General features: G+C 36.4%; 22 protein-coding genes and 1 pseudogene. 22 read left to right on the forward strand and 1 reads right to left on the reverse strand.

Translation table 11 applies throughout. The features are described 5' to 3' along the window. Nucleotides 1-5: 5 nt before the first annotated feature. Nucleotides 6-1385 carry an MBL fold metallo-hydrolase RNA specificity domain-containing protein gene (locus tag DEU39_RS03750; RefSeq protein WP_120230986.1) on the forward strand — a complete coding sequence of 460 codons (1380 nt, stop codon included), beginning with the start codon at nt 6-8 and terminating at the stop codon, nt 1383-1385. Nucleotides 1386-1395: 10 nt separating this feature from the next. On the opposite strand, the gene DEU39_RS03755 is transcribed toward DEU39_RS03750, so the two are convergent. Beyond that, the gene (locus DEU39_RS03755) at nt 1396-2691 is read right to left on the reverse strand and encodes an NRAMP family divalent metal transporter (RefSeq protein ID WP_120230987.1); all 1296 of its coding nucleotides are present in this window, start codon (nt 2689-2691) and stop codon (nt 1396-1398) included. Between the two features lie 416 nt (nt 2692-3107). Between DEU39_RS03755 and DEU39_RS03760 the strand changes: the two genes are divergently transcribed. From DEU39_RS03760 to DEU39_RS03860, 21 genes and pseudogenes are all read left to right on the forward strand, one after another. Beyond that, nucleotides 3108-3764, forward strand: a complete 657-nt coding sequence (locus DEU39_RS03760; protein WP_120230988.1) for a MarR family winged helix-turn-helix transcriptional regulator — start codon at nt 3108-3110, stop codon at nt 3762-3764. Nucleotides 3765-3806: 42 nt separating this feature from the next. After that, nucleotides 3807-5297 (forward strand): phytoene desaturase family protein, encoded by a 1491-nt coding sequence (locus DEU39_RS03765; protein ID WP_120230989.1) that lies wholly within the window; start codon nt 3807-3809, stop codon nt 5295-5297. Nucleotide 5298: 1 nt separating this feature from the next. Beyond that, on the forward strand, nt 5299-6135 hold the full coding sequence (locus tag DEU39_RS03770; protein ID WP_062669934.1) for a phytoene/squalene synthase family protein: 837 nt from the start codon (nt 5299-5301) through the stop codon (nt 6133-6135). Nucleotides 6136-6192: 57 nt separating this feature from the next. Continuing rightward, nucleotides 6193-6660 carry an SRPBCC family protein gene (locus DEU39_RS03775; RefSeq protein WP_120230990.1) on the forward strand — a complete coding sequence of 156 codons (468 nt, stop codon included), beginning with the start codon at nt 6193-6195 and terminating at the stop codon, nt 6658-6660. A 1-nt stretch (nt 6661) separates the two neighbouring features. Then, complete coding sequence (locus tag DEU39_RS03780; protein ID WP_062669930.1) at nt 6662-7114, forward strand: sterol desaturase family protein; 453 nt, start codon at nt 6662-6664, stop codon at nt 7112-7114. After that, a complete protein-coding gene (locus DEU39_RS03785; RefSeq protein ID WP_120230991.1) occupies nt 7111-7800 on the forward strand; it encodes a lycopene cyclase domain-containing protein in 690 nt (229 codons plus the stop codon). Before DEU39_RS03780 ends, DEU39_RS03785 begins: the two co-directional genes overlap by 4 nt. Next, complete coding sequence (locus tag DEU39_RS03790) at nt 7790-8338, forward strand: lipocalin family protein (RefSeq protein WP_120230992.1); 549 nt, start codon at nt 7790-7792, stop codon at nt 8336-8338. Before DEU39_RS03785 ends, DEU39_RS03790 begins: the two co-directional genes overlap by 11 nt. A gap of 26 nt (nt 8339-8364) precedes the next feature. Next, complete coding sequence (gene ribA / locus DEU39_RS03795; protein WP_062669924.1) at nt 8365-8955, forward strand: GTP cyclohydrolase II; 591 nt, start codon at nt 8365-8367, stop codon at nt 8953-8955. Nucleotides 8956-9271: 316 nt separating this feature from the next. After that, nucleotides 9272-9571 carry a hypothetical protein gene (locus tag DEU39_RS03800; RefSeq protein ID WP_062669922.1) on the forward strand — a complete coding sequence of 100 codons (300 nt, stop codon included), beginning with the start codon at nt 9272-9274 and terminating at the stop codon, nt 9569-9571. A gap of 233 nt (nt 9572-9804) precedes the next feature. Then, nucleotides 9805-10479: a MarR family winged helix-turn-helix transcriptional regulator gene (locus DEU39_RS03805; protein WP_062669921.1), complete on the forward strand. Its 675-nt coding sequence runs from the start codon at nt 9805-9807 to the stop codon at nt 10477-10479. Between the two features lie 152 nt (nt 10480-10631). Beyond that, nucleotides 10632-10949, forward strand: coding sequence for a hypothetical protein (locus tag DEU39_RS03810; RefSeq protein WP_228436624.1), 318 nt, complete (start codon nt 10632-10634; stop codon nt 10947-10949). Between the two features lie 137 nt (nt 10950-11086). Continuing rightward, nucleotides 11087-15434: pseudogene (locus tag DEU39_RS03815) on the forward strand (CusA/CzcA family heavy metal efflux RND transporter). Nucleotides 15435-15436: 2 nt separating this feature from the next. Then, nucleotides 15437-16591 (forward strand): efflux RND transporter periplasmic adaptor subunit, encoded by a 1155-nt coding sequence (locus DEU39_RS03820; RefSeq protein WP_120230994.1) that lies wholly within the window; start codon nt 15437-15439, stop codon nt 16589-16591. 42 nt (nt 16592-16633) lie between these two features. Further along, nucleotides 16634-17098 (forward strand): heme-binding domain-containing protein, encoded by a 465-nt coding sequence (locus DEU39_RS03825; RefSeq protein ID WP_120230995.1) that lies wholly within the window; start codon nt 16634-16636, stop codon nt 17096-17098. 75 nt (nt 17099-17173) lie between these two features. Further along, nucleotides 17174-19681, forward strand: a complete 2508-nt coding sequence (locus DEU39_RS03830) for a cation-translocating P-type ATPase (protein WP_120230996.1) — start codon at nt 17174-17176, stop codon at nt 19679-19681. A 37-nt stretch (nt 19682-19718) separates the two neighbouring features. Continuing rightward, the gene (locus DEU39_RS03835; protein WP_062669911.1) at nt 19719-20108 is read left to right on the forward strand and encodes a hypothetical protein; all 390 of its coding nucleotides are present in this window, start codon (nt 19719-19721) and stop codon (nt 20106-20108) included. Between the two features lie 70 nt (nt 20109-20178). Further along, nucleotides 20179-20622: a thioredoxin family protein gene (locus DEU39_RS03840; protein WP_120230997.1), complete on the forward strand. Its 444-nt coding sequence runs from the start codon at nt 20179-20181 to the stop codon at nt 20620-20622. A 5-nt stretch (nt 20623-20627) separates the two neighbouring features. Continuing rightward, nucleotides 20628-21554 (forward strand): FAD:protein FMN transferase, encoded by a 927-nt coding sequence (locus DEU39_RS03845; protein WP_120230998.1) that lies wholly within the window; start codon nt 20628-20630, stop codon nt 21552-21554. After that, nucleotides 21551-21772 carry a DUF4266 domain-containing protein gene (locus tag DEU39_RS03850; protein ID WP_062669905.1) on the forward strand — a complete coding sequence of 74 codons (222 nt, stop codon included), beginning with the start codon at nt 21551-21553 and terminating at the stop codon, nt 21770-21772. The genes DEU39_RS03845 and DEU39_RS03850 overlap by 4 nt, the downstream gene beginning before the upstream one ends. A gap of 35 nt (nt 21773-21807) precedes the next feature. Continuing rightward, nucleotides 21808-22998: a DUF3570 domain-containing protein gene (locus DEU39_RS03855; RefSeq protein WP_062669903.1), complete on the forward strand. Its 1191-nt coding sequence runs from the start codon at nt 21808-21810 to the stop codon at nt 22996-22998. Nucleotides 22999-23568: 570 nt separating this feature from the next. Next, nucleotides 23569-24156, forward strand: coding sequence for a Crp/Fnr family transcriptional regulator (locus DEU39_RS03860; protein ID WP_120230999.1), 588 nt, complete (start codon nt 23569-23571; stop codon nt 24154-24156). The last annotated feature ends 18 nt before the right edge of the window (nt 24157-24174 follow it).

The raw sequence follows: 24174 nt of genomic DNA on the forward strand, positions 1-24174 counted from the left end.
TTACCATGAACGCTATAACTCTAACATCACTCGGCGGCGCAGAAACTGTTACCGGATCGAAGCATTTATTAAAAACTCCTGAACTTACAATCTTAATTGATTGTGGCTTGTTTCAGGGAGTAAAATACCTTAGAGAGCAAAACTGGATGCCACTGAATACCGATGTTTCGGAAATAGATGCCATTATTCTTACCCATGCTCATCTTGATCATTGCGGATATATTCCGCTTATCGTAAAGAATGGATTTAAAGGTAAAATTTACATGAGTGGCCCTACTAAGGAACTTACAAAGCTAATATTACTTGATAGCGCCAAACTTCAGGAAGAAGATGCCGAAAAAGCCAACCGTCATCATTATACAAGACATAATCCGGCAAAACCTTTGTATACGATAAATGATGCAGAAAGATCTTTTAAACAGTTTTATGTGATTGATGAAAATGAGGAAATTAGACTAAGCGATCATATCAGCTGTATGTTTAAACCCTGTGGACATATTATAGGAGCGTGCTCTGTAAAAATTACCTGCTTTGGGAAAATAATAGTTTTTTCTGGAGATATTGGAAGAAATCACAGTGCAGTTTTAGCTCCTCCCGATTTTTTTTCCCAAGCTGATTTTTTGGTTATGGAATCAACTTATGGGGACAGACTTCACGAAAATAAAGACTTGTCTGATCAGTTGGAGTATTGGATTAATAAAACCCTAAAAGACCGGGGAAATATAATTATTCCCTGCTTTGCGGTTGGACGGGCACAGGAAATCATGTATATCCTTCAGGAACTTAAAAACGAAAATAAAATCCCAGTCAGTATTCCAGTGGTTCTGGATAGCCCTATGGCAGCTTCAGCCACCGAAATTATGGTCAGGTACTCTGGTTACACTTTGGTTGATACCCAGAAATGGAATGATATTATTGAAAAGATTTATATCACAAAAGATTATACTGAAACTCAGGAAATCATCGCAGAAAAAAAATCAAAAATTATCATTGCGGGAAGTGGTATGATTACTGGCGGAAGAGTGCTGGAATATCTGAAACACTATATTGGGGACAGTAGAAATACGGTCCTCATTGTTGGATTTCAGGCTGAAGGTACAAGGGGGAGAGCACTGCTCAACCGGTCTCACGAGCTGAAAATGCACGGGAAATTCTATGAGGTCAGAGCCCATATTGCAGAAATCACGGGACTATCTGCTCATGCAGACCAGTCTGAATTAATAGAGTGGGTTAAAAAATATGAAATTCCTCCCAAGCAGATTATGCTTGTTCACGGAGAATCTTCTGCATTGGAGGCACTTAGGGTGAAAATTCAAACAGATCTTCAGGTTCCGGTTAAAATTCTTAAAAAAGATGAAGAAATTATTTTAACACAAGTAGAATAGGAATTATTATTTAAATAGTAAACAACATTGCCAATGAAGCGGTGGCCATAAAGAAAAATGTCGCCCATAATAAACTTTTTGAAAGCCATCTGCTTTTAAATTCTCCCATAATACTTTCACTTGCTGATATCCGGATAATCAGAAACAAAAGAGGTACAGCTGCTATGCCATTGAGAACTGCGGTATAAACAAGAGCTTTTACTGGGTTTATACCGATAAAATTCATACAAAGGCCAATAAGGGTAGAAATAATAATAACCATATAAAATCCTTTTGCTTTTGTAAATTTCATATCTAAACTGGCATTCCAGTTAAGAGCTTCTGAAACGGCATAAGATGCTGATCCTGAGAGGACGGGGACAGCAAGCAAACCCAGGCCGATGATGCCAATGGCAAATATAATTTTGGATATCAATCCAGAATTTGGAAATGACTGCACTAAAGGTTCCAGAGCTTTTGCCGCATCAGCTGCGGTATTAATATCTGTTATATTAGCGCTGTGCAAGACGGTTCCTCCGACCAAAATAATACACCATGTGGTAAATTCGGAAATGATCATGCCTATATTATTATCTTTTCTCATCGCATGAATATGACGCCATCCGATTTGGGGTTTCCCATCTTGTATTAACCCCTTTTTATTTTCTTCTTCCACTTCCTGTGAAGCCTGCCAAAAGAACATATAAGGGGTAATAGTTGTTCCAAACACTCCGGTTATTATGAAAAGAAAATTAAATGAAAACTCAAAATGAGGAATAACAGAGGCTTTTAGTATTTCTTTCCAGGGTTGATCAATGATGAATACAGTAAGAGGGTAGGCAAGAAGAGATAATGCCAGCCACTTTAGAAATTTTGAATACACCTGGTAGCTGGTGAATATCTCCAAGACCAATATACTGATAGTAAAAACAAGCATCAGTATGATAATATCAACAGGGATAATTAATTGTGCGGCAGCGGCCATTGCTCCAATATCCGCCCCGATATTAATCGTATTGGCAATAACCACAAGCCCTACTGAACTGTACAATATTCTCTTACTGTAATGCATTTTGATTACTCCCGTAAGCCCCTTACCGGTAACCATTCCTATTCTTGCACAAGCTTCCTGTACCGCAATCATAAAGGGAAGCATATAAAGTGCTGTCCATAGCTGTCCATAACCAAATTGAGCTCCTGTCTGAGAGTATGTTGCAATTCCAGACGGATCATCATCGGCAGCACCAGTCGTTAATCCCGGACCTAATAACCCAAAGAATTTTCTTATCCTCCTGGTGTGGGTTTGAACATAACGTTTGGCAGACATATCGTAATAAAGATTTGTTTTCTACAAGATACTATTAAAATGACTAATAATCAATATGTTTTTTCAATTCCATTATACATAATATATTGCAATACATACATTAATAATTAAAAAAGCCCGGGATTTATATTGTAAAATAGCGACCAAGTCAACAGGGTAATCTTATTAAAGCGTTTGATATTTATAAATATTAAGTTTATAAATATACTATATGTTTTTAATTTCTTTCTTATGATTTCATTTTTTTTAATCTAATTGATGATATGTAAAATATTGTTTATTAGTGTTTTATTGTTTTATTTCCTTTTGTTTAAAACCCAATCTTTGTATTTCTTTAATTAATAATTTTTAAATAAAACAATTTAAAGTATATTTATATACATATTTTAGTATATTTGTATACTAATTTGATTGATATGAATTTTGATCTTTTAAAATCAGTTTTGGAACTTGTTCATCAATTCATTCAGCAAAATGAAAATAAGGCATTATATAATAATGATCTTCAAGGGTTTATACATTGGATTAATGATTGCCATAAAAATCCTTCTGAATCAGAAAATCCTTGGTGGGTAGGGAAGGAATTAGGAAGAAGTTCCGAGAGTATTATTAATACCTTACTTATAAGAATAGGACGGTTTGCGAAAATGTATTCCCGTTCAATTGGGAATTCTGTTTTTTCAAGCCAGGATGATTTTATTTATCTGATCAGTTTAAGGACAAGGGGAGCAATGTCTAAAATGGAACTTATCGGCCATAATGTAAGTGAAAAATCTTCAGGGATACTAATTATTAACCGTTTGATTCATAATGGTTGGGCTGAACAGACAAAATCTCAGGAAGATAAAAGAAAAAAATATATTCAGATAACAGAAAAAGGAATTTCGGTGCTTGAGGAGCATATGCAGGAGATTCGTAAAGTTTCAAAGATAGTGGTGGGGAATTTGACCCGTTCTGAACAAATGTTACTCATTACCATACTTTCTAAATTGGACCAATTCCATGATTCTTTCTACAAAATGAATTTGACAACTGCCAGTTTACTGGATATGGTGAATAAGGAACTCAATTGATACTATATAAGATTATCTGTTAAAACTATTAGATAAATACCAATGAATACTGGAAACTTAAGAAAGAGAATTGCAGTGATAGGTTCTGGATTTTCAGGACTCTCAGCAGCTGCTTATGCCGCAAAATCCGGCAATGAAGTGCATGTATTTGAAAAGCATAACCAACCTGGTGGTCGTGCAAGGCAGTTTAAAACAGATAAAGGCTATGTTTTTGATATGGGCCCTAGCTGGTACTGGATGCCTGATATTATTGAGAGATTTTTCAATGATTTTGATTGCAAAGTGTCTGATTTTTTTTCACTTGTTTCCTTAGACCCACAGTTTGAAATGGTTTTCTCAGGAGAAAAAGTTTCTGTTCCTGGAGATAATGATGCTATAAGAGATCTTTTTGAAGCAACAGAAAGTGGAGCAGGTAATCAGTATGACAGATTTATGGAGTCTGCTAGATTTAAGTATGAAATCGGAATGAAGGAATTTGTTACCAAGCCCTGCTACAGCTGGCGTGAATTTGCTTCTTTAAAAATAGCAAACAGTGCTCTCAAGCTTGATCTTCTCAGTAATTTCCGAAAGTATGTATCAGGATACTTTTCTGATGAAAAATTAAAATCTCTGATGGAGTTTCCGGTTATATTCCTCGGAGCTTCTCCCCAGCAGATTCCTGCCCTGTACAGCCTTATGAATTACGGAGGCTATGTTTTGGGCACAAAATATCCTATGGGAGGCTTTTATCAACTTGTTCTTGCTATGAAAGAGGTAGGAGAAAAACAGGGTGTAACGTTTCATTTTAATCATGAAGTACAAAAAATAAATACGGAAAAAGGAAAGGTATCTTCCATACTAGTGGATGGTAAAACATATGAATTTGATGCGGTCATTGCTTCATCAGATTATCATCATACAGAAAGACTGCTTCCCAAATCGCTCAGAAACTATAAAGATGAATATTGGAAGACGAGAACCTTCGCCCCCTCTTGTCTTATTTATTATTTGGGAATAAGAGGAAGAATACCCCATTTAAAACATCATACTTTGTTTTTTGAAAATGAACTTGATAATCATATAGATTGTATTTATAAAAATAAAAAATGGCCCAAAAAGCCTCTCTTTTATACATGTTGCCCTTCCAAGACAGATCCGGATGTAGCTCCTGAAGGTTGTGAGAATCTTTTTTTACTGCTACCCCTTGCCCCTGGCATACATGATGAGGAACCTGTTAGGGAAAAATATTTGATGGAAATGCTTGAAAGAATTGAAAAACATACCGGTGAAACCGATCTTATTTCCAGAATTGAATATAAAAGAAGCTATTGTGTAAGCGATTTTATTTCGGATTATAATGCTTATCAGGGTAATGCCTACGGGTTATCTAATACTTTATCACAGACGGCAGTTTTAAAACCCAAGATAAGGAACAGAAAGATCGGGAATCTGTTCTATACAGGACAGTTGACGGTTCCTGGTCCCGGAGTTCCTCCCTCGGTAATTTCAGGGAAAATTGTGGCGGCTGAAGTTAGTAAACTAAAAATAAAATAATATGAAAAAGCTGTTTGATGAATTGTCTTACGAAGTAAGTAAGTACACTACACAAAAATACAGTACCAGTTTTTCGTTGGGAATACTTGCCCTCAAGCCTGCTATCAGGCCTGCTATTTATGCTATTTATGGTTACGTGCGCCTTGCAGATGAAATTGTAGATAGTTTTCATGGCTATGATAAAGAAAAGCTTCTGAAGAGATTAAAAGCGGAAACCTATGAAGCGCTTGAAGATAGAATATCACTCAATCCTATTTTGCATTCATTTCAGGAAACGGTTCGGAAGTATGATATTGATATAAAGCTGATCAATCAGTTTTTACATAGTATGGAAATGGATCTTCATAAAATTGATTATAATTCTGACCTGTATAAAGAGTATATATACGGATCTGCAGAAGTTGTAGGATTAATGTGTCTGCAGATATTTACAGAAGGTGATAAGCAGCAATATGATAAGCTTAAACCCTTTGCAATGAAATTAGGATCTGCTTTTCAGAAAGTAAATTTTTTGCGGGATCTTAAAGATGATTATCAGCTTTTAGGAAGAACTTATTTCCCATCTCTGAATATGTCAGTCTTTGATAATATAGTAAAAACGCAGATTGAAAATGAAATTGAAGAAGAATTCAAAGAAGCATTGCAGGGAATTAAGAAACTGCCAGGATCATCCATTTTCGGAGTATACCTTGCCTACAGATACTATCTTTCCCTGTTTGAGAAAATAAAAAGAACAAGCTCCCAGAATATGTTGCAGCAAAGAATCAGAATTGCCAATTCACAAAAGTTGCTGGTTGCTTTCAAAAGTTATATCCGTTACAAATCTGCTTATTTCTGACCGTAGAATACAGGATTAAAATGATTGTTGAAGTGTTTAACAATTGATAAAAAATAAATGATGTACAGATTATACAGAGAGCAACAGCTGAGTTGCAGCATTGAAACGGCATGGAGTTTTTTTTCATCGCCTCATAATTTATCAGAAATAACCCCTGAGAGCATGGGCTTTGTTGTTCTTTCCGATGTTAAGGATAAGCCTATTTTTAAAGGAATGGAAATAGATTACACAGTTTCTCCAGTGCTGGGAATTCCGATGAAATGGAAAACCGTTATAAGCCAGGTAAAAGATCATGAAAGTTTTACAGACTTTCAGAAAGAAGGTCCATACAAGTACTGGAATCATTTTCATGAATTTATCCCTAATGAGAATGGAGTACTCATGAAAGACACAGTAGATTATGAACTGCCGATGGGAATTTTAGGTAAAATAGCCCATCAGTTATTTGTAAAAGAAAAACTCAGAAGTATTTTCGATTTCAGATACAGAGTTCTGGATGATCTTTTTAACGATAAACATAATTAAAATGAATATTCTGATCGTTTTGGGAGTATTTATTTCAATGGAAGGAGCTACATGGCTGATCCATCGGTATATTATGCATGGCTTTTTGTGGTTCCTGCACCGGGATCATCATGATCATAGTCATGATGGCAAGCTTGAAAGGAATGATTGGTTCTTTTTCATTTTTGCAAGCCCGGCTATTGCTTTACTATATCTGGGAGTACAGCAGAATTTCAGTTATTGGTTTTTTATCGGTCTGGGAATAAGCCTCTACGGAATGGCCTATTTCTTTGTGCATGATATTTTTATTCACCAGAGAGCAAAAATTTTTACAAAAGCAAAAAACCCTTACTTCCTTGCCATAAGACGGGCCCATAAGCAACATCACAAACATTTGGGTAAAGAAAAAGGAGAATGTTTTGGCTTTTTGTGGGTTCCTGTTAAATATTTTAAAATGTATTTCAATAAAAAATGATGCCTTATACTTACATACTGATTAATTTTTTCACGATCATTATTTGCTTTATTGCATCTTTTGACAGAAGAATACAGTTTAGCAGATTTTTTGGAAAGTTTCTTCTGTCATCGACCATTGTGGGAGTTCCTTTTATTGTCTGGGATATATGGTTTACCGCAAATGGAGTATGGTGGTTTAATCTCAATTATACCTTAGGATTTAAAATAGCAGGACTTCCTGTTGAAGAATGGCTGTTTTTTTACTGTATTCCTTTTGCATGCGTTTTCACTTATTATTGCATTGAGAAATTCTATCGTCTTGATTGGGCTGGTGCTTTTAATAATCTCATCGTATTCACGTCATTTATTATCCTTGGTGTGGTTGGTTTTCTTTATTATGAGAGAATATACACGCTTCTTACCGTAATTGTAACACTGCTTACCCTATTTTATCTTCATTTTATTGTTCAAAAAGAATGGATAGGAAAGGTTAGTCTCGTATATCTGATATTGATGCCCGGTTTTTTTGCAGTGAATGGAATCCTGACAGGTTCTTTTATTCCTTCGCCGGTTGTTAATTATAATCCCGATGACTTTTTAGGGATTAGAATGGGAACTATCCCTGTAGAAGATGCCGTTTATGGTTACAGTCAGTTTTTACTTAATATTTATTTCTTTAAAAAAGTAACTAAAAATGAAAAATAAATTCATTCTTACATTATTATCAAGTTTCACGTTGTTAATCATTTTGTTTTCTTGTTCTTCTATGCCCGAAAAAGCGCAGCCTATTGATCGATTTGATGTCAATAGATATTTAGGAACATGGTATGAGATAGCCCGATTCGATTATCGCTTTGAAAAAGATCTTGATAATGCAATCGCTCAGTACAGTCTTAATGAGGAAGGAAATGTAAAAGTAGTCAACAGCGGATATAATTTTAAAAAGAATAAATGGGTGTCTGTTAATGGAACAGCTAAATTTAGAGGAGACAAGAACACTGCAGCTCTGAAAGTGAGCTTTTTCGGCCCTTTTTACAGCGGATATAACGTCGTAGCCCTGGAAGATTACAAATACGCCTTGATTGCTGGAAAAAACTTAGATTATTTGTGGATTCTATCCCGTGAAAAGACCGTTCCCGAAAACATAAAACAAAATTTTATAAGTAAAGCTCAGGAGATCGGTTATGATACTTCAAAATTGATATGGGTAAAACAAGACAGAAAAAGTCCGTTTGAAAAATAGATTATATTAACTTAAAATCAGAAAAAATGCTCAAAATACAAGCTCGATCAAAAATACCTACAGAATATGGGATGTTCATGGTGTATGCATTTTCGGAGAATGAAGAAGACTGGAGTCCTCATCTGGTTTGGGTGGCAGACAATACAGATTTTAATACAACTGTCAATGTTCGTTTTCATTCAGAATGTATTACAGGAGAAGTTTTTCATTCCAAAAAATGTGAATGTGGACAACAACTTGATGCTGCTATGAAATATATGTCGGAAAATGGAGGAGTGATCATTTACCTTCGTCAGGAAGGAAGAAATATCGGAATCATTAATAAACTCAGGGCATATGAACTTCAGGAGAAAGGATTGGATACTGTTGAAGCCAATTTGAAACTAGGGCTCCCGGCAGACGGAAGAAACTTTGACATAGCCGTTGAAATGTTGAATATTTTAGAGGTCGGGAATATTAATCTGTTGACCAATAATCCGGATAAGATCAGATCAATAGAGAACAGTGGGATTATTCTCAACAACAGAATTCCTTTGGAAATTGATTCCAATGAAGTGAATGAAAGTTATCTTGTGAAAAAGAAAAAATACTTTGGCCATCTTTTAGAGAAGATTTAATGCTTTTTGGGGATAATGTTTTAGGATACATTTAAATTCAAATGTCATAGGAAAAATTCTGCTAACCGGTGATACCGGATAAATTGGCAAAAGAATGATCAGTGTCATAGTAGCATAAGGACATAAAGTGATATACTGCTGCAGAGAATATTCTAGGATGCATGAAAGATTATGTCATTGGTTATGAGACGCATAATTAAATGAAGTGTGGTTTTTAAAATGATGATTTAATATTTTAAGATATTTTTAACATATTAACGGACGTTTTAGGCATGGACATTGTTTATTTATATACCAATTACTAAAATATTATATTATGAATAATTCAGATTATAACAAAGCGGAAAATGCAGTTAATGAAACAGAAAACTCTTTAAAAAATGCGGCTGATAATGCAAAATGGAAGATCAGTGAATTAGCGGATAAAGCAAAAGATTATATCAATGAAAAAAGAGATAATGATCAGGAAGCGACGCAGGAAGACTGGTTAGATAAGGTAAAATCAAATGTTTCCGAGGCATGGGAAGATATTAAAGATAAAGCCGATGAAGCTTGGGAAAGTACAAAAGATGCCGCTGAAGATGTGAAGGCTGAATGGAGAAAAAGAACAAATTAATTCAAAGACCTCATACGACAAGCTGTCCGAAACTTTATCAGTTTCGGACAGCTTTCTTAATTTTTAATTTGGTTTATTTATATTCTTTTTTGCTTGTTGAGAGATTTACATAAATGTTTCAAAAATAGTAATTTGTTCCTCTTTTTATTATTCCTTGAATAGACACGATATGCAGTGAGCAAAGAATTGATATTAAATTAAAAGCAGGTATATTTGCATAGTATTTAATTGAAATGAATTTTACCCTTATCAAAGAATTTATGACTCTTCTTGAGCAATTTGAGTCAGAGAATAAAACATCTTCACATTCTTATCCACCTACTATTGAAGGCTTTAAATCATGGATTTCCGGTGGAGAGAACCTTGTTGATGAGCCGTATTGGGAAGGAAAAGAGAATGGCAGGAGTGCTGAAAGTGCAATTAGTACCTTACTGGTCCATATAAACCGATACGCTAAAACCTATTCAAAGTCAGCTATTATTAATTCTGAATTTTCTACTCAGGAAGACTTTATTTACCTTATCAACTTAAAAGCTTTTGGCGAAATGACCAAAATGGCACTTATCAAAAAAAATATACATGATAAGCCAGTTGGCATGCTTGTTATTGCAAGGCTGCTTCGTCAGAAACTTGTGGAGCAGACAGAGTCTGATATGGACAAACGAAGCAAGCTCATCCGTATTTCAGAAAAAGGATTGATTGTTCTCGAAAGACAAATGGAAAAAATTCGTCAGGCAACGAATATTGTTGCCGGAAATCTTACCTATAAAGAAAAGATGGATCTCATTCGTATTCTTAACAAGCTTGATGCTTTCCATTATCCTATTTTTTCGCGAAATATTAACTCTGATGAACTCATTAATATTGTCTATGACGAATACGCTATCAACAAAAAAATTATGGAGTAGTTTTTAGTAAAACTAAATATAAATATGTAATGGTTAGCTTATTTAAAATTATTCTTAACTAAAAATTTGATAATTTTGATAGCGTGAGAAAGTTGATTTCCATATTGTTGCTATCATTGTTTTTAGTTTCTACAACTGAACTGTATCAGTTTTTGAAAATACCGCTCCTTATAGAGCATTATATAACGCATAAAAATCTCAATCCTGAAATGTCACTTGCTGCATTTCTGAAAACCCATTACGACCACCCTGTGAAAGACAGTGACCATGATCAGGACCAGAGATTACCTTTTGTATCACATGCAAACCTGTTGTCTGTGGTTTTCACTATTAATCCTTCCTTAGATTTTCATTGTGTAGAGAAGGTGTTTACTCCTATTGAAATCAAGAAGACCTTTTACAAAAGTGCGCTTTACAATAAGGAAATTCTTAATTCTATCTGGCAGCCGCCAAGATTTCCTCAATCTTAATCTGTTTTTCTCAGTCATTTTTTGATTGGGAAGGTATTCTGTTTACTTATAGGTGTTTGCATGATATGTAGATGCTTGGGGCTACGTTTCAGGATACCAGAATTTCATTACAATAATTAAGATAATCAATCATTTTTATGCTTACAAAAGTCATTGAGTTTTCTGTAAAGAATAAACTCATTATTGCATTGTTGGTATTGGGACTTATTGGTGTAGGCGCCTATCAGGTTACCAAATTGCCAATAGATGCTGTTCCGGATATCACCAATAATCAGGTACAGGTCATTACGATGGCACCCTCTTTTGGTGCAACAGATATAGAACGGCTTGTTACCTTTCCTATAGAACAGGCCAACAATAATATTTCAGGATTAAAGGAGATCAGGAGTTTCTCCAGGTTTGGACTTTCTCTGGTTACCATTGTCTTTGAAGATGATGTAGACATCTATTGGGCAAGGCAGCAGGTCGCCGAAAGGCTCCAACAGATACAGTCCGTTATTCCACAGGGAATAGGAAATCCGCAGCTTGGACCTATTTCGACAGGACTTGGCGAAATTTTCCAGTATGTAGTGAGGCCTGAAAAAGGATATGAAAAAAAATACAATATCACAGAACTCCGCACCATTCAGGACTGGATTGTAAGAAGACAGCTTTTGGGAGTAAAAGGAGTGGCAGAGGTGAGCAGCTTCGGAGGCAAGCTGAAACAATATGAAATTGCTGTAAATCCAGACAGGCTTAATGCCTATGGAATAACAATCAATGACGTATTTGATGCATTGCAGGCCAACAATCAGAATACAGGAGGTGCCTATATTGAGAAAGGGCCTACTGTTCTATATATCAGGAGTGAAGGGTTAGTAGGAAGTATTGAAGAAATCAACAATATTTCTATTGCGACAAAAACAAATGATGTTCCGTTGTTTATACGGGATATTGCTGAGGTAAAGCAGGGGTTTGCAACCCGTTATGGGGCCATGACCTTTAATGATGAGGGAGAAGTCTCTGGAGCTGTAGTAATGATGCTCAAAGGCGAGAACAGTAATCAGGTCATAAAAAATGTAAAGGAAAAAATTGCCCAGGTTCAGAAATCGCTTCCGAAGGGAGTGGTGATAGAGCCATTTCTGGACAGAACCAAAATGGTGAACAATGCCATTGGAACAGTAGAAAAAAACCTTACGGAAGGAGCATTGATTGTAGTCTTCGTACTCGTTTTATTTCTTGGGAATATAAGAGCAGGCTTGCTGGTTGCCTCTGTTATTCCTTTGGCGATGCTTTTTGCAATATGTATGATGAACCTCTTTGGAGTCAGCGGAAATCTGATGAGTCTTGGGGCCTTGGATTTCGGGCTGATTATTGATGGAGCAGTGATTATTGTGGAATCTGTTTTACATCAGTTCAGTCATAATTCAAAGTTTAAAAAGATTTTCTCTGTCGGAAAATCAGAAATGGATACCGTCGTTATAGAATCTGCAGGAAAAATGATGAACAGCGCCGTTTTCGGACAGATTATCATTCTGATTGTCTATCTCCCGATCCTTACCCTGCAGGGAATTGAAGGCAAAATGTTTAAGCCTATGGCCCAGACCGTAGCTTTTGCACTGCTGGGAGCATTTTTGCTCTCACTGACCTATATTCCAATGATGAGCGCGTTATTGCTTAGAAAAAGAAGCGGTAAGCCTACATTATCAGACAGAATGATGAAAAAGGTAGAGAAGGTATATCTGGCAGTTTTGCTCAAACTTCTCAGAGTGCCCAAAATAGTTTTTGGGATAGTGGCAGTCTTATTTATAACTGCTGTTTTCATTTTGTCCAAAATGGGTGGTGAATTTATTCCTTCCCTTGAAGAAGGTGATTTTGCCGTTGATACCAGGGTTTTACCTGGAAGTAATCTGACGACAACTATCGAAAGTACCCAGAAAGCAGCACACATTCTCAAATCCAGATTTCCCGAAGTGGAAAAAGTGGTCACAAAAATTGGAAGCGGAGAAGTTCCTACAGACCCGATGCCGATGGATGCTTCTGATATGATGGTTATTCTAAAAGATAAAAAAGAATGGACTTCAGCGTCCACTTTTCCGGAGCTGGCTGATAAAATGGGGAAACAACTGCAGGATGTACCAGGAATTACTGCCAGCTTCCAATATCCTGTTCAGATGCGTTTTAATGAACTGATGACCGGGGCAAGACAAGACGTCGTGATCAAAATTTTTGGGGAAGACCTTGATGTACTTTCCCAAAATGCCCAGAAGCTCGGGAAGATTATAGAAACAGTGGAAGGAACCCAGAATCTATATATAGAACCTGTTTCGGGAATGCCGCAGGTAATCATTGAATACAACCGTCCTCTGATCGCTCAGTACCATTTATCTGTTTCAGATATCAACCGTGTGGTTAATACCGCATTTGCGGGGCAAAGTACCGGATTGGTTTTTGAAGGTGAAAAACGCTTTGATATGGTCGTACGTCTGGATAACAAAGACCGGAAAAATGTTACCGATATTAAAAATCTTTTGGTTCCTACACCATTTGGAAATCAGATTCCGCTGTCCCAGCTTGCTAAAGTGGAAGTGAAGAATGGTCCCAATCAGATTCAGAGGGAAAATGCCCAACGAAGAATTGTAGTAGGTTTTAATATCAAAGGCAGGGATGTTCAGAGTATTGTAGAAGAACTTCAGCAGAAGGTAGATCAGAAGATGAAACTTCCTACAGGATATTATATGACGTATGGAGGTTCGTTTGAAAACCTCAATAATGCCAAACAGCGTCTCATGATAGCAGTTCCCATTGCTCTGGCTCTTATTTTCGTAATGCTTTTCCTTGCCTTTAATTCCGTTAAAGAAAGCTTGTTAATTTACACCGCGATTCCACTTTCTATTATTGGTGGTGTATTTCTGATGGCACTTAGAGGAATGCCTTTCAGCATTAGTGCGGGTGTGGGATTTATTGCTCTATTCGGAGTGGCAGTACTCAATGGAATTGTGCTGATCTCAGAGTTTAACCGTCTTCAAAAGAGAGGAATTAAAAATATTGTAAGAATCATTACAGATGGTGGAGAGTCGAGGCTTCGACCGGTGCTGATGACAGCATTCGTTGCTTCACTGGGGTTTATTCCGATGGCTGTCAGCAACGGAGCAGGAGCAGAAGTACAAAGACCTTTGGCCACAGTGGTCATTGGAGGACTGATGGTCGCAACTTTTCTTACTCTGTTCGTCTTACCATTATTGTATGTAACTATTGAAAAAGGATTTAAAAATGAAAAAAATAAAAAATAAAAAACAGATTTCCGTTCTGGTCTGTTTTATATGTTTCGGTTTTGCGGGGCAGGTAAACTCCCAGACTTCCGTTACATTGCAGGATGCTGTTGATATTGCTTTGAAAAATAACAGAAATCTTAAAAATGAAAAATTAAAATCAGAATATACAAAAGCCCTTATCAGGTCATCATCTGATATTCCTCAAACGGGAGTAACAGTAGATTATGGTCAGATCAACAGTGCACTGACGGATATGAAATTCGGAATTTCACAGAATATCGCATTTCCGACTGTGTATAAAAAGCAGAAGAATGTATACACGGAAGAATGGAAAAAGTCTCTGCTGAATGTTTCTCTTAAGGAATATGAACTGAAGAAAGCGGTGAGTCTTACTTTTTATAATATCCTGTATGCGAAACAAAAAGAAAAGCTGCTTCTGGAAACATTAAAGCTGTACACTGATTTTCTCGATAAGGCAAATATCCGTCTGAAAGCAGGAGAAAGCAATATTCTGGAAAAAACTACGGCTTCCAATCAGAAATCTTCTATTGAAATTCAGCTGAAGCAATTGCGACAGGAGCTTACTGTGTTGGGATATCAGCTTCAGTGGCTTTTAAATACAGAAACAGATTTCCTTCCTGAAGATCAGAAAATTTACCATGGAGGTCTTAAAGAGGAGCTTAGCTTGCATCCGGCTATTAAAGTATTACAGCAACAGAAAAATATTTCTGAACAGCAGATTGCCCTTGAAAAAGCAAAAATGCTTCCCGGACTTCAGCTGGCCTACAACCTCAACAGCTTTAGAGGGACGGGTGCTGATGAAAAAGTCTACAACGGTGCACCACAGTTTCATTCTGTACAGCTTGGGGTTTCGGTTCCTGTTTTTTCAGGCGGACAGAAAGCCAGAATTCAGGCCGCAAAAATTGCTGAATCTGTTGTGGACAGTGATATTGCCAACATGGAATTCAACCTGCAGAATCAATACAGAAAGGCATCCGGAATTTATCAGGCTAACCTTGATATTGTTTCGCAATACGAAAACTCGGAACTGAAAAATGCCGATATCATCACTGAAACAGCTAAAAAACAGTTTCTTGCCGGCGAGATCAATTATCTGGAATTTGTCATCCTGATCAATCAGGCGGTTACTTTAAAAAACAGCTATACCGATGCAGTCTGGAAACTGAATCAGAGTGCTATAGAGCTGGAATATCTCACTTTAAATCCATAACAATGAAACGTACATTTAAAATTATATCATATTCCCTGTCAATAATAGGATTGCTCATGTTTTATGAGTGTCGAGACCATGGAAAAGCCAAGCCGGCACCAGCCGCAGTATCTTCTAAAGATGAAAATGTTGTAACGCTTACGGATGCTCAACTGAAAAATGCACCTGTCGTAACAACGGTACTTTCTTTACAGAAGATTTCCTCTGTTTTAAAACTTAACGGAATGATAGATGTACCACCGCAAAATCTGGTTTCTGTCAGTATTCCTTTAGGCGGATACCTGAAATCGAGCAGCCTGCTTCCGGGAAAGCCGGTATCAAAAGGGCAGGTGATTGCAGTGATAGAAAATCCACAGTTTATTCAGCTTCAGCAGGATTATTTAATGGCAAAATCTAAAAATCATTTTGCCCAATTGGATTATAACCGCCAGAAAACCCTTAACCAAAGTCAGGCCACCAGCGATAAGGTAATGCAGCAGGCTCAGTCTGAAATGAACAGTCAGAAAATCCTGATGAACTCCCTGGCTCAGCAGCTCCGCCTTATCAATATCAATCCTGAATCTCTCAATTCGGGAAGTATTCAAAAAAGTGTACCTGTTTACAGCAGTATCAATGGCTTTGTAAGCAAGGTCAACGTGAATATTGGTAAATATGTGAATCCCTCCGATGTCCTTTTTGAACTTATTAATCCGGATGATATTCATCTAAATCTCAAAGTATATGAAAAAGATCTGGTAAATCTGAAGAAAGGGCAGAGGTTTGCTGCCTATACCAATGCCGAACCTGATAAAAAATACTATGGTGAAATTCTGCTGATCAGCAAAGATGTAAACCCGGGCGGATGGGCTGAAGTACACTGTCATTTTGAAAAATATGACCAGAGTCTTGTACCGGGAATGTATATGAATGCCGAGATCGAGACCAGTACTTCTTTTTCCAATGCTGTTCCCGAGCAGAGTATTGTCAATTTTGAAGGAAAAGACTTTGTCTTCGTTGAAGAAAAAAAACAGACCTACCGATTGACTGCTGTAACATTAGGTGAAACAGAAAACGGATTCGTACAGATTATGAATACTGACGATTTTAAGAATAAAAAAATAGTCATCAAAAATGCATATACACTTCTTATGAAACTTAAGAACACTGCAGATGAATAAAAATTATAGTAAAATAAAAGAACTTATAAATAAATACAAATTATGAAAACATCATCTTTAATAAAAACAGGAGCAGGTTTTATAGCCTTGTTTCTGATTGTGATTCAGTTTTTTGATACTGATAAAAATATTGCAACAGTTCCTTCGGATAATGCCATTGAAAAACATTATCAGGTTCCGGTTCATGTACTGGGATTATTAAAAACAAGCTGTTATGACTGCCATTCCAACACCACGGCTTATCCATGGTACAATAACATACAGCCTGTAAAATGGTGGCTGGCAGATCATGTGAACTCAGGAAAACGGCATCTCAATTTTGATGAATTTAACAGTTATTCAAAAGAGAAAAAAATAAAGAAACTTGACGAGGTTGCAGAAACAATCAGAGAGGGCGAAATGCCCCTTACATCCTATACCGTTGTTCATCAGAATGCAAAGCTGACTGATACCCAAAAGTCAGAAATTGAACAATGGGTAAATGAGGTGAAAAAGCAGATTGAATAGGAGGCTGTAAAAAAACAGAAATAGTACCCTGATATAACAAAACAATCAGTAAATTTAATATCATATCCATTTCGTATGAATTACAATATACCGGAAAATTTGAAAGGGCTTACAGAATCTGAAGTAGCCGCTTCCAGAAAAAAATACGGATATAACCGTCTCGAAGCGGTTAAGAAAGAATCATGGGCAGATCTTCTTCTCAACATCCTTAAAGAACCGATGCTGATTCTTCTTATATGTGTTTCCTTCATTTATGTGCTTACAGGAGATTATGGCGAGGCTTTATTTATGTTTGCTGCTATTGTTGGAGTTACTGCAATTTCTTTTTATCAGGATAACCGGAGCAAAAAGGCACTGGAAGAACTTGAAAAATTGAATGAACCTTTAAGTAAAGTAATCAGGGATTCAAAGATTTTAGATATTCCCACTTTTGAAATAGCAGTTGGTGATCTGTGTATTACCGAAGAAGGAAACCTCATCAATGCGGACGGAAGAATTGTTCATAGCAACGATTTTTCTGTCAATGAATCTTCCCTTACCGGAGAGAGCTTTTCTGTTTTCAAGGACAGCAAATCTGAAGATAATAAAGTCTATAGCGGAACAATTACAGTTTCCGGACTTGCGGTTTTTGAGGTTGAAAATATTGGAAAGGAAACAAGAGTAGGAAAAATAGGACAGTCCATACTCAATATAAAAACAGAAATATCTCCTTTACAGCTTCAGATCAGGAACTTTGTAAAGGGGATGGCTGTTATCGGGCTCATCATCTTCCTGGCAGTATGCATCTTCAGCTTTGTCAAAACAGGAGATTTTGTGACCAGTTTATTGAGTGGGCTTACATTAGCAATGTCTGTTCTTCCTGAAGAGATTCCTGTAGCCTTTACTACCTTTATGGCCTTGGGCGCATGGAAACTGATGCGGGAAGGAATTATTATTAAACGAAGCAGTATTGTAGAAACGCTGGGAAGCGTTTCTGTAATCTGTACTGATAAGACAGGAACGATTACGGAAAACTCCATGCAATTGAAACATCTTTATGATTACCGTTCTGACAGAACTTATGAAGAAACAGAGTTTGAGACAACAGTGCTGCATGAACTCATTGATTATGCAATGTGGAGTAGTGAACCTGTACCTTTTGACCCCATGGAAATAACACTACATAAGGTCTATGAACAGAATCGTAAGCCTGATCAAAGAAAAGACTATCAGCTGTTTCATGAGTACCCGTTGGAAGGTAAACCGCCGATGATGACCCATCTTTTTGAAAATGAGCAAAAAGACAGAATTATAGCAGCTAAAGGAGCTCCGGAAGCCATTATAAGTGTTTCCAGTCTTTCAGAAGAAGAAAAAAATAAAATAAGAACGTTAATAAAGAATTTCGGAGAACAGGGATACAGAGTTCTCGGTGTTGCCAGATCTCATTTTGAAGGAAATGATTTCCCTGACAAGCAACAGGATTTTAAATTTGACTTTTTAGGTCTGACTGTATTTTATGACCCTCCTAAAAAAGGAATAAAAGAAGTTTTTAAACATATCTATGATGCCGGTATTAAAGTAAAAGTCATTACAGGAGATAATGCAGATACTACAAGAGCTATTGCATTGCAGGCAGGAATAGAAAACAAGACTCTGCCCGTTAATGGAAGTGAAATAGCAGGATATTCACAAACAGAGCTTATAAAAGTTTCTGAAGATACCACTTTGTTTACAAGAATGTTTCCCGAAGCAAAGCTCGAAGTGGTTTCTGCCTTGAAAGCGCAGGGCCATGTAGTGGCCATGCTGGGTGACGGAGTGAATGACGGCCCGGCTTTAAAAGCGGCTCATATTGGAGTGGCCATGGGAAATAAAGGGACTGAAATTGCCAAATCAGCCGCAGCACTGGTTATCACGAATGATGATCTGGATAAACTCGTAATTGGGGTTGCTGCAGGAAGAAGAATTTATGCCAATATAAAAAAAGCGGTCCAGTATATTATTTCTATTCATATTCCTATTATACTCACTGTTTCTTTACCTTTATTTCTGGGCTGGGTATTTCCCCATATTTTTACTCCGGTGCATGTGATTTTTCTGGAACTGGTTATGGGGCCGACGTGTTCCATTGTTTATGAGAATGAACCAATGGAAAAAAATGCGATGCAAAGGCCTCCGAGGGCATTGACAGATACTTTTCTGAACTGGAGAGAACTCACAATAAGCATTATTCAGGGACTCATCATTACGGCAGGAATACTGTGGATATATCAGTATTCTCTTGGTCTGGGGAATGATGAATCTAATACTAGATCATTGGTTTTCAGTACTTTAATATTTTCTAATATATTACTCAGTCTGGTAAACCGGTCTTTCTATTATAGTATTTTTGAAAGTTTTAAAAATCGTAACTTTTTATTGACAGGAATTTCCGTGTTGGTTCTTGTATTATTGCTTTTTATTCTTTACGTAAAGCCGGTATCAGCATTCTTTAGTGTAACTCCGCTTGAAGCAAAAGAATTGGGAATGACATTGATTGTTGCTGCTATTTCAGTTTTGTGGTTTGAGCTTTATAAGTTGATGAAAAGATATTTGGGAAGAAGATAAAAAATATTTGTAATAAAATATTTCATAATTTTGAATAGTGAAAAAGTTGATTTCCATATTGTTGTTATTTTTATATTTGGTTTCCACAACCGAATTGTATCAGCTTTTGAAAATCCCGGAATTGGTCGAGCATTATTTCGAACATAAAGAATTGAATCCGGATATGACACTTACCGCATTTCTAAAAACACATTATGATCATCCTGTGAAAGATGGAGATTACGGTAAAGATCAGAAACTTCCGTTTATCATACATTCTGCCCCTTTGTCATTGGTTTTTACGATAAATCAGGGATTCAGTTTTGAAACGGGACCATATCATTTCAGTTCTTTAGAATGTCATAAAATCCCATCAAAAGATGAAGATCTTTGTTATAAAGGATTTCTGAATTCCGTATGGGAACCACCAAGGGTTTCTTTTATATAATTCAGTCTCAATTTGGTTTGTGCTCACAGACCAACATCATCAATTATTTTATATCATTAATTTTATAATAATGAAAACACTATTTTCAGCCATATTAATGGTTGTATTCGCTATTGGCATTCATGCGCAAAGCCGTTTGGAAAATGCCAAAAAACAAGCTTCCCAAAATAAAGAACTTATCTTATTGAATTTTTCAGGTTCAGACTGGTGTATTCCGTGCATCAAACTTCACAAAAATATCATAGAAACTGATGAATTTAAAAAGCTGGAGTCGGAAAATTTCATCGTTTATATCAATGCAGATTTTCCAAGAAATAAAAAGAATCAGCTTTCCTCTGAACTGAAAAAAGAAAATGCTTCGCTTGCCGATCAATACAATCAAAAAGGATTATTTCCTTATACATTGTTATTGAATTCTGAAGGAAAAGTCCTGAAAAGCTGGGAAGGACTGCCTTCGGAAGATGCGCTGGCTTTCAGCAAAGAGATAAAAAGTATAAAAGAAAATCAAAAATAAAAAGTATGGTAAGAGAATTCAAAAGACCTCAGAAACTAATGGGGAACGCTTTTGAAATTACTGTTGTAAGCGATGATGAAAAGTTAGCAAATCAGCATATCGATGCAGCGATTAACGAGATTCGGAGAATTGAAAAGCTCTTGACGACATTCAGTGAGGAAAGCCAGACCAATCTCATCAATAGAAATGCCGGAATCAAGCCTGTAAAAGTGGATTGGGAGATTTTTGACCTGATTGAAAGAAGCCTTAGAATCAGCAGAATAACAGACGGATATTTCGATATTTCCTATGGTGGAATTGATAAAAGTTTCTGGAATTTCGACAAGGAAATGAGAGAGCTTCCGAATCCTGAACTGATTAAAGATCATCTGAAACTAGTAAATTATCAGAATATTATTCTAAACCGCGAAGAGCAAACTGTTCTGCTAAAAGAAAAAGGCATGCGGATTGGCTTTGGAGGAATCGGTAAGGGGTATGCTGCTGAAATGGCAAAACAGATGCTTCAAAACAGAGGTGTCACTTCCGGAATTGTAAATGCTTCAGGAGATTTAACGACCTGGGGAAATCAGGCATACGGAAAGCCCTGGACTGTGGGAATTGCCGATCCTGATAACGCAAAACAGCCGTTTTCTTATATGAATATTACAGATATGGCGGTTGCAACTTCGGGAAATTATGAAAAATTTGTCGTTATCAACGGTAAAAAATATTCTCATACCATCAATCCCAAAACGGGAATGCCTGTTTCGGGCGTAAAAAGTGTTACGATCTTTTGTCCTAACGCAGAAATTGCAGATGCAATGGCAACTCCGGTAAGTATTATGGGAATTGATGCGGCCCTCCATATGATCAACCAGATCAACCATCTGGAATGCATCATTATTGATGATCAGGACAAAATTTATTCATCTCAAAACATTAATCTAAAATGAAAAACCTTATAAAAATATTCGGCTTCTTACTAATCACAGTTGCTTCAGTACAGTCTTGTACAACGGTAAAAGAGTACGAGAAAAACAAATTAAACGATGCCGAAATGGCTCTTGGAAACAGAAAAATTGAAAAAACCGAACTGAGCTTTCAATCGTACAGAGAAGGATCTTCAGGTGCGAATGCAGGAAAAGTAGGTGGCGGTTGCGGATGTAATTAAAAAGAGTAATCGTAAAATTTAATTGTGATTCAAGAATGAAAAAAATAATCGTAAGTGTTATTGCTCTTTTCGGAATTTTCAATGCAAAAGCACAGGAAAATACAAACAATGAGCAGCCTAAAAAGCTGACTTTCGATGAAGCTAATTTAGTTTCAAGCTATTATAAACAAAACGGGAATAACTCTGCTGTTACGGGAGGAATTGGTACAGAAAAACTAACCGATATTTCCAATACCATCGATGTAACCATGGTAAAATATGACAAGAAAGACAGAAAAAATAAATTCGATCTCAGTGTCGGGATCGATCATTATACTTCTGCTTCGTCGGATATGATAGATTTGAAAGCCAATTCATCCGCTTCCCACGCAGACAACAGAATTTATCCTGCATTGAGCTGGAGCCGTGAAAATACGGATAAAGGAACCACTTTAATGGCGGGTATTTCTACTTCCTTCGAGTTTGATTACACATCGTACGGAGCAAACATTGGGTTTTCACAAAAGACAAAGAACAGAATGGGAGAGTTTACGGCGAAATTCCAGGCTTATCTGGATCAGGTAAAACTGATTGCGCCGATTGAACTGAGAACCAATGGAAGTACAGGAGGAGAACATGATAACTATGGAACAAGCGGAAGAAATACTTATGCTTTGTCACTATCATATTCACAAATTATCAATCAGAACTTTCAGGTTGAATTGTTGGCGGATGGTGTTCAGCAGACAGGATATTTGAGTTTACCTTTCCATAGGGTTTATTTCAATGATAATTCCGTCCATCAGGAAACTTTGCCGGATAAACGGTTTAAAATTCCTTTGGGAGTAAGAGCAAATTATTTCCTCGGCGACAAAGTCATTTTGAGAACTTATTATCGTTATTACACTGATGATTGGGGCTTGAAATCAAATACATTCAGTTTAGAAACGCCTGTGAAAATTTCACCTTTTGTTTCGGTAACTCCATTTTACAGGTATTATTCTCAGACTGCAGCCAAATATTTTGCACCATATCAGCAACACACGGCTTTTGATGACTTTTATACCAGTAATTATGATATGTCAAAATTCAGCAGTAATTTTTACGGAGCGGGAATAAGAATCAGTCCGAAGAATGGTTTATTTGGTGTTGAAAGGCTGAATATGTTAGAAATCAGATACGGACATTATACAAAATCCGTAGGAATGAAATCTGATATCATCTCTCTGAATTTGAGATTTAAGTAAAATTTTTTTTTAGTTAGAATTTTGAAGATTAACATTCAATTAAGATCTATTTATTAAAAAAACTGCGCCAGCTGTCTTTAGTTGGCGCAATTTGGTTTTTTGTGACCAAAACGAGTACTCAAACACTTTAATGCAGAAACAAGAAATAGGTTCAGACTCACTTCGATAGTTTAAGTATTATTTCCTTATTAATTACTGACTTACCATTATCGTTATAATGATATTTTAACATTAGGACGGACGTCTATGGTCTGTTTTTTTAAATTAAAAGAAGTGTATCTTTATAAAATAAACTGAGATTTCTGTACGATTGGAACGAGAGGAGAGAAAAATCTCAAAAAAATCATAGATATCAGCAATGGAAATGCACATGGCATCTAATGGTGAGTTCAATTACCGGATTAGTATTTTTATGAGTTAACACTTTAGCTTTCATTTATTTTCCATGACTACTAAATTTCATGAAGGTATAAAAGCCAATTTTAATAATACCGGACATAATACTTGCCCAATGGATTGGACATGTAATTTATAGAATTTTAATAACAATAGTAAATATAAATAATAGAAATGAGTAATGTATTGGAAAATTACTTATGGTCAACAGGACAATTATCAACTGAGGAAATCAACTTTTCTTTACAGTTTTTTAAACCGATTCGTTTAAAAAAAGGAGACTTTTTTATTCGTGAGGACGAATCATGCCGTTATATTGGATTTATTGTTTGTGGTGCAGTAAAAGCATATGCTCTTGATAAGGATGGTAAAGAAAATGTAACGTGTTTCAAATTTGAGAATGAATTTGTTACCTCTTTTCAGGAGTTTGTACAACAGAAGAAATCAATAAGGAGCATCAGGGCTATAGAAGATAGTATAATTTATAGAATTAATTTCCCGGATTATCAACAGTTGCTTACCCACGTGACTGCTTGGAACGAAGTTATAAAATCAGTGATGGAAAGTGAGTATAGCCAAAAAGAAAGCTATATGATTAATTATAATAATAGGTCGGCTTTGGATAAATATAGTTATATTCTCACTAACGAACCTATACTCGTAAAACGAGTTGCAACCCAGGATCTGGCATCTTACCTGGGCATCACCCAGAGATCGCTTACACGGGCGAAGGGACAAATACACAGACCCAATATATTATAGGACAAATGTCCTTATGTT

Source organism: Chryseobacterium sp. AG363, assembly GCF_003610675.1.
Lineage (GTDB): Bacteria > Bacteroidota > Bacteroidia > Flavobacteriales > Weeksellaceae > Chryseobacterium > Chryseobacterium cucumeris.

Excerpts from the sequence above, each read along its gene's own strand:
- DEU39_RS03750 (WP_120230986.1), top strand. The coding sequence starts at position 6 with ATGAACGCTATAACTCTAACATCACTCGGCGGCGCAGAAACTGTTACC.
- DEU39_RS03755 (WP_120230987.1), bottom strand. The coding sequence starts at position 2,691 with ATGTCTGCCAAACGTTATGTTCAAACCCACACCAGGAGGATAAGAAAA.
- DEU39_RS03760 (WP_120230988.1), top strand. The coding sequence starts at position 3,108 with ATGAATTTTGATCTTTTAAAATCAGTTTTGGAACTTGTTCATCAATTC.
- DEU39_RS03765 (WP_120230989.1), top strand. The coding sequence starts at position 3,807 with ATGAATACTGGAAACTTAAGAAAGAGAATTGCAGTGATAGGTTCTGGA.
- DEU39_RS03770 (WP_062669934.1), top strand. The coding sequence starts at position 5,299 with ATGAAAAAGCTGTTTGATGAATTGTCTTACGAAGTAAGTAAGTACACT.
- DEU39_RS03775 (WP_120230990.1), top strand. The coding sequence starts at position 6,193 with ATGATGTACAGATTATACAGAGAGCAACAGCTGAGTTGCAGCATTGAA.
- DEU39_RS03780 (WP_062669930.1), top strand. The coding sequence starts at position 6,662 with ATGAATATTCTGATCGTTTTGGGAGTATTTATTTCAATGGAAGGAGCT.
- DEU39_RS03785 (WP_120230991.1), top strand. The coding sequence starts at position 7,111 with ATGATGCCTTATACTTACATACTGATTAATTTTTTCACGATCATTATT.
- DEU39_RS03790 (WP_120230992.1), top strand. The coding sequence starts at position 7,790 with ATGAAAAATAAATTCATTCTTACATTATTATCAAGTTTCACGTTGTTA.
- ribA (WP_062669924.1), top strand. The coding sequence starts at position 8,365 with ATGCTCAAAATACAAGCTCGATCAAAAATACCTACAGAATATGGGATG.
- DEU39_RS03800 (WP_062669922.1), top strand. The coding sequence starts at position 9,272 with ATGAATAATTCAGATTATAACAAAGCGGAAAATGCAGTTAATGAAACA.
- DEU39_RS03805 (WP_062669921.1), top strand. The coding sequence starts at position 9,805 with ATGAATTTTACCCTTATCAAAGAATTTATGACTCTTCTTGAGCAATTT.
- DEU39_RS03820 (WP_120230994.1), top strand. The coding sequence starts at position 15,437 with ATGAAACGTACATTTAAAATTATATCATATTCCCTGTCAATAATAGGA.
- DEU39_RS03825 (WP_120230995.1), top strand. The coding sequence starts at position 16,634 with ATGAAAACATCATCTTTAATAAAAACAGGAGCAGGTTTTATAGCCTTG.
- DEU39_RS03830 (WP_120230996.1), top strand. The coding sequence starts at position 17,174 with ATGAATTACAATATACCGGAAAATTTGAAAGGGCTTACAGAATCTGAA.
- DEU39_RS03840 (WP_120230997.1), top strand. The coding sequence starts at position 20,179 with ATGAAAACACTATTTTCAGCCATATTAATGGTTGTATTCGCTATTGGC.
- DEU39_RS03845 (WP_120230998.1), top strand. The coding sequence starts at position 20,628 with ATGGTAAGAGAATTCAAAAGACCTCAGAAACTAATGGGGAACGCTTTT.
- DEU39_RS03850 (WP_062669905.1), top strand. The coding sequence starts at position 21,551 with ATGAAAAACCTTATAAAAATATTCGGCTTCTTACTAATCACAGTTGCT.
- DEU39_RS03855 (WP_062669903.1), top strand. The coding sequence starts at position 21,808 with ATGAAAAAAATAATCGTAAGTGTTATTGCTCTTTTCGGAATTTTCAAT.
- DEU39_RS03860 (WP_120230999.1), top strand. The coding sequence starts at position 23,569 with ATGAGTAATGTATTGGAAAATTACTTATGGTCAACAGGACAATTATCA.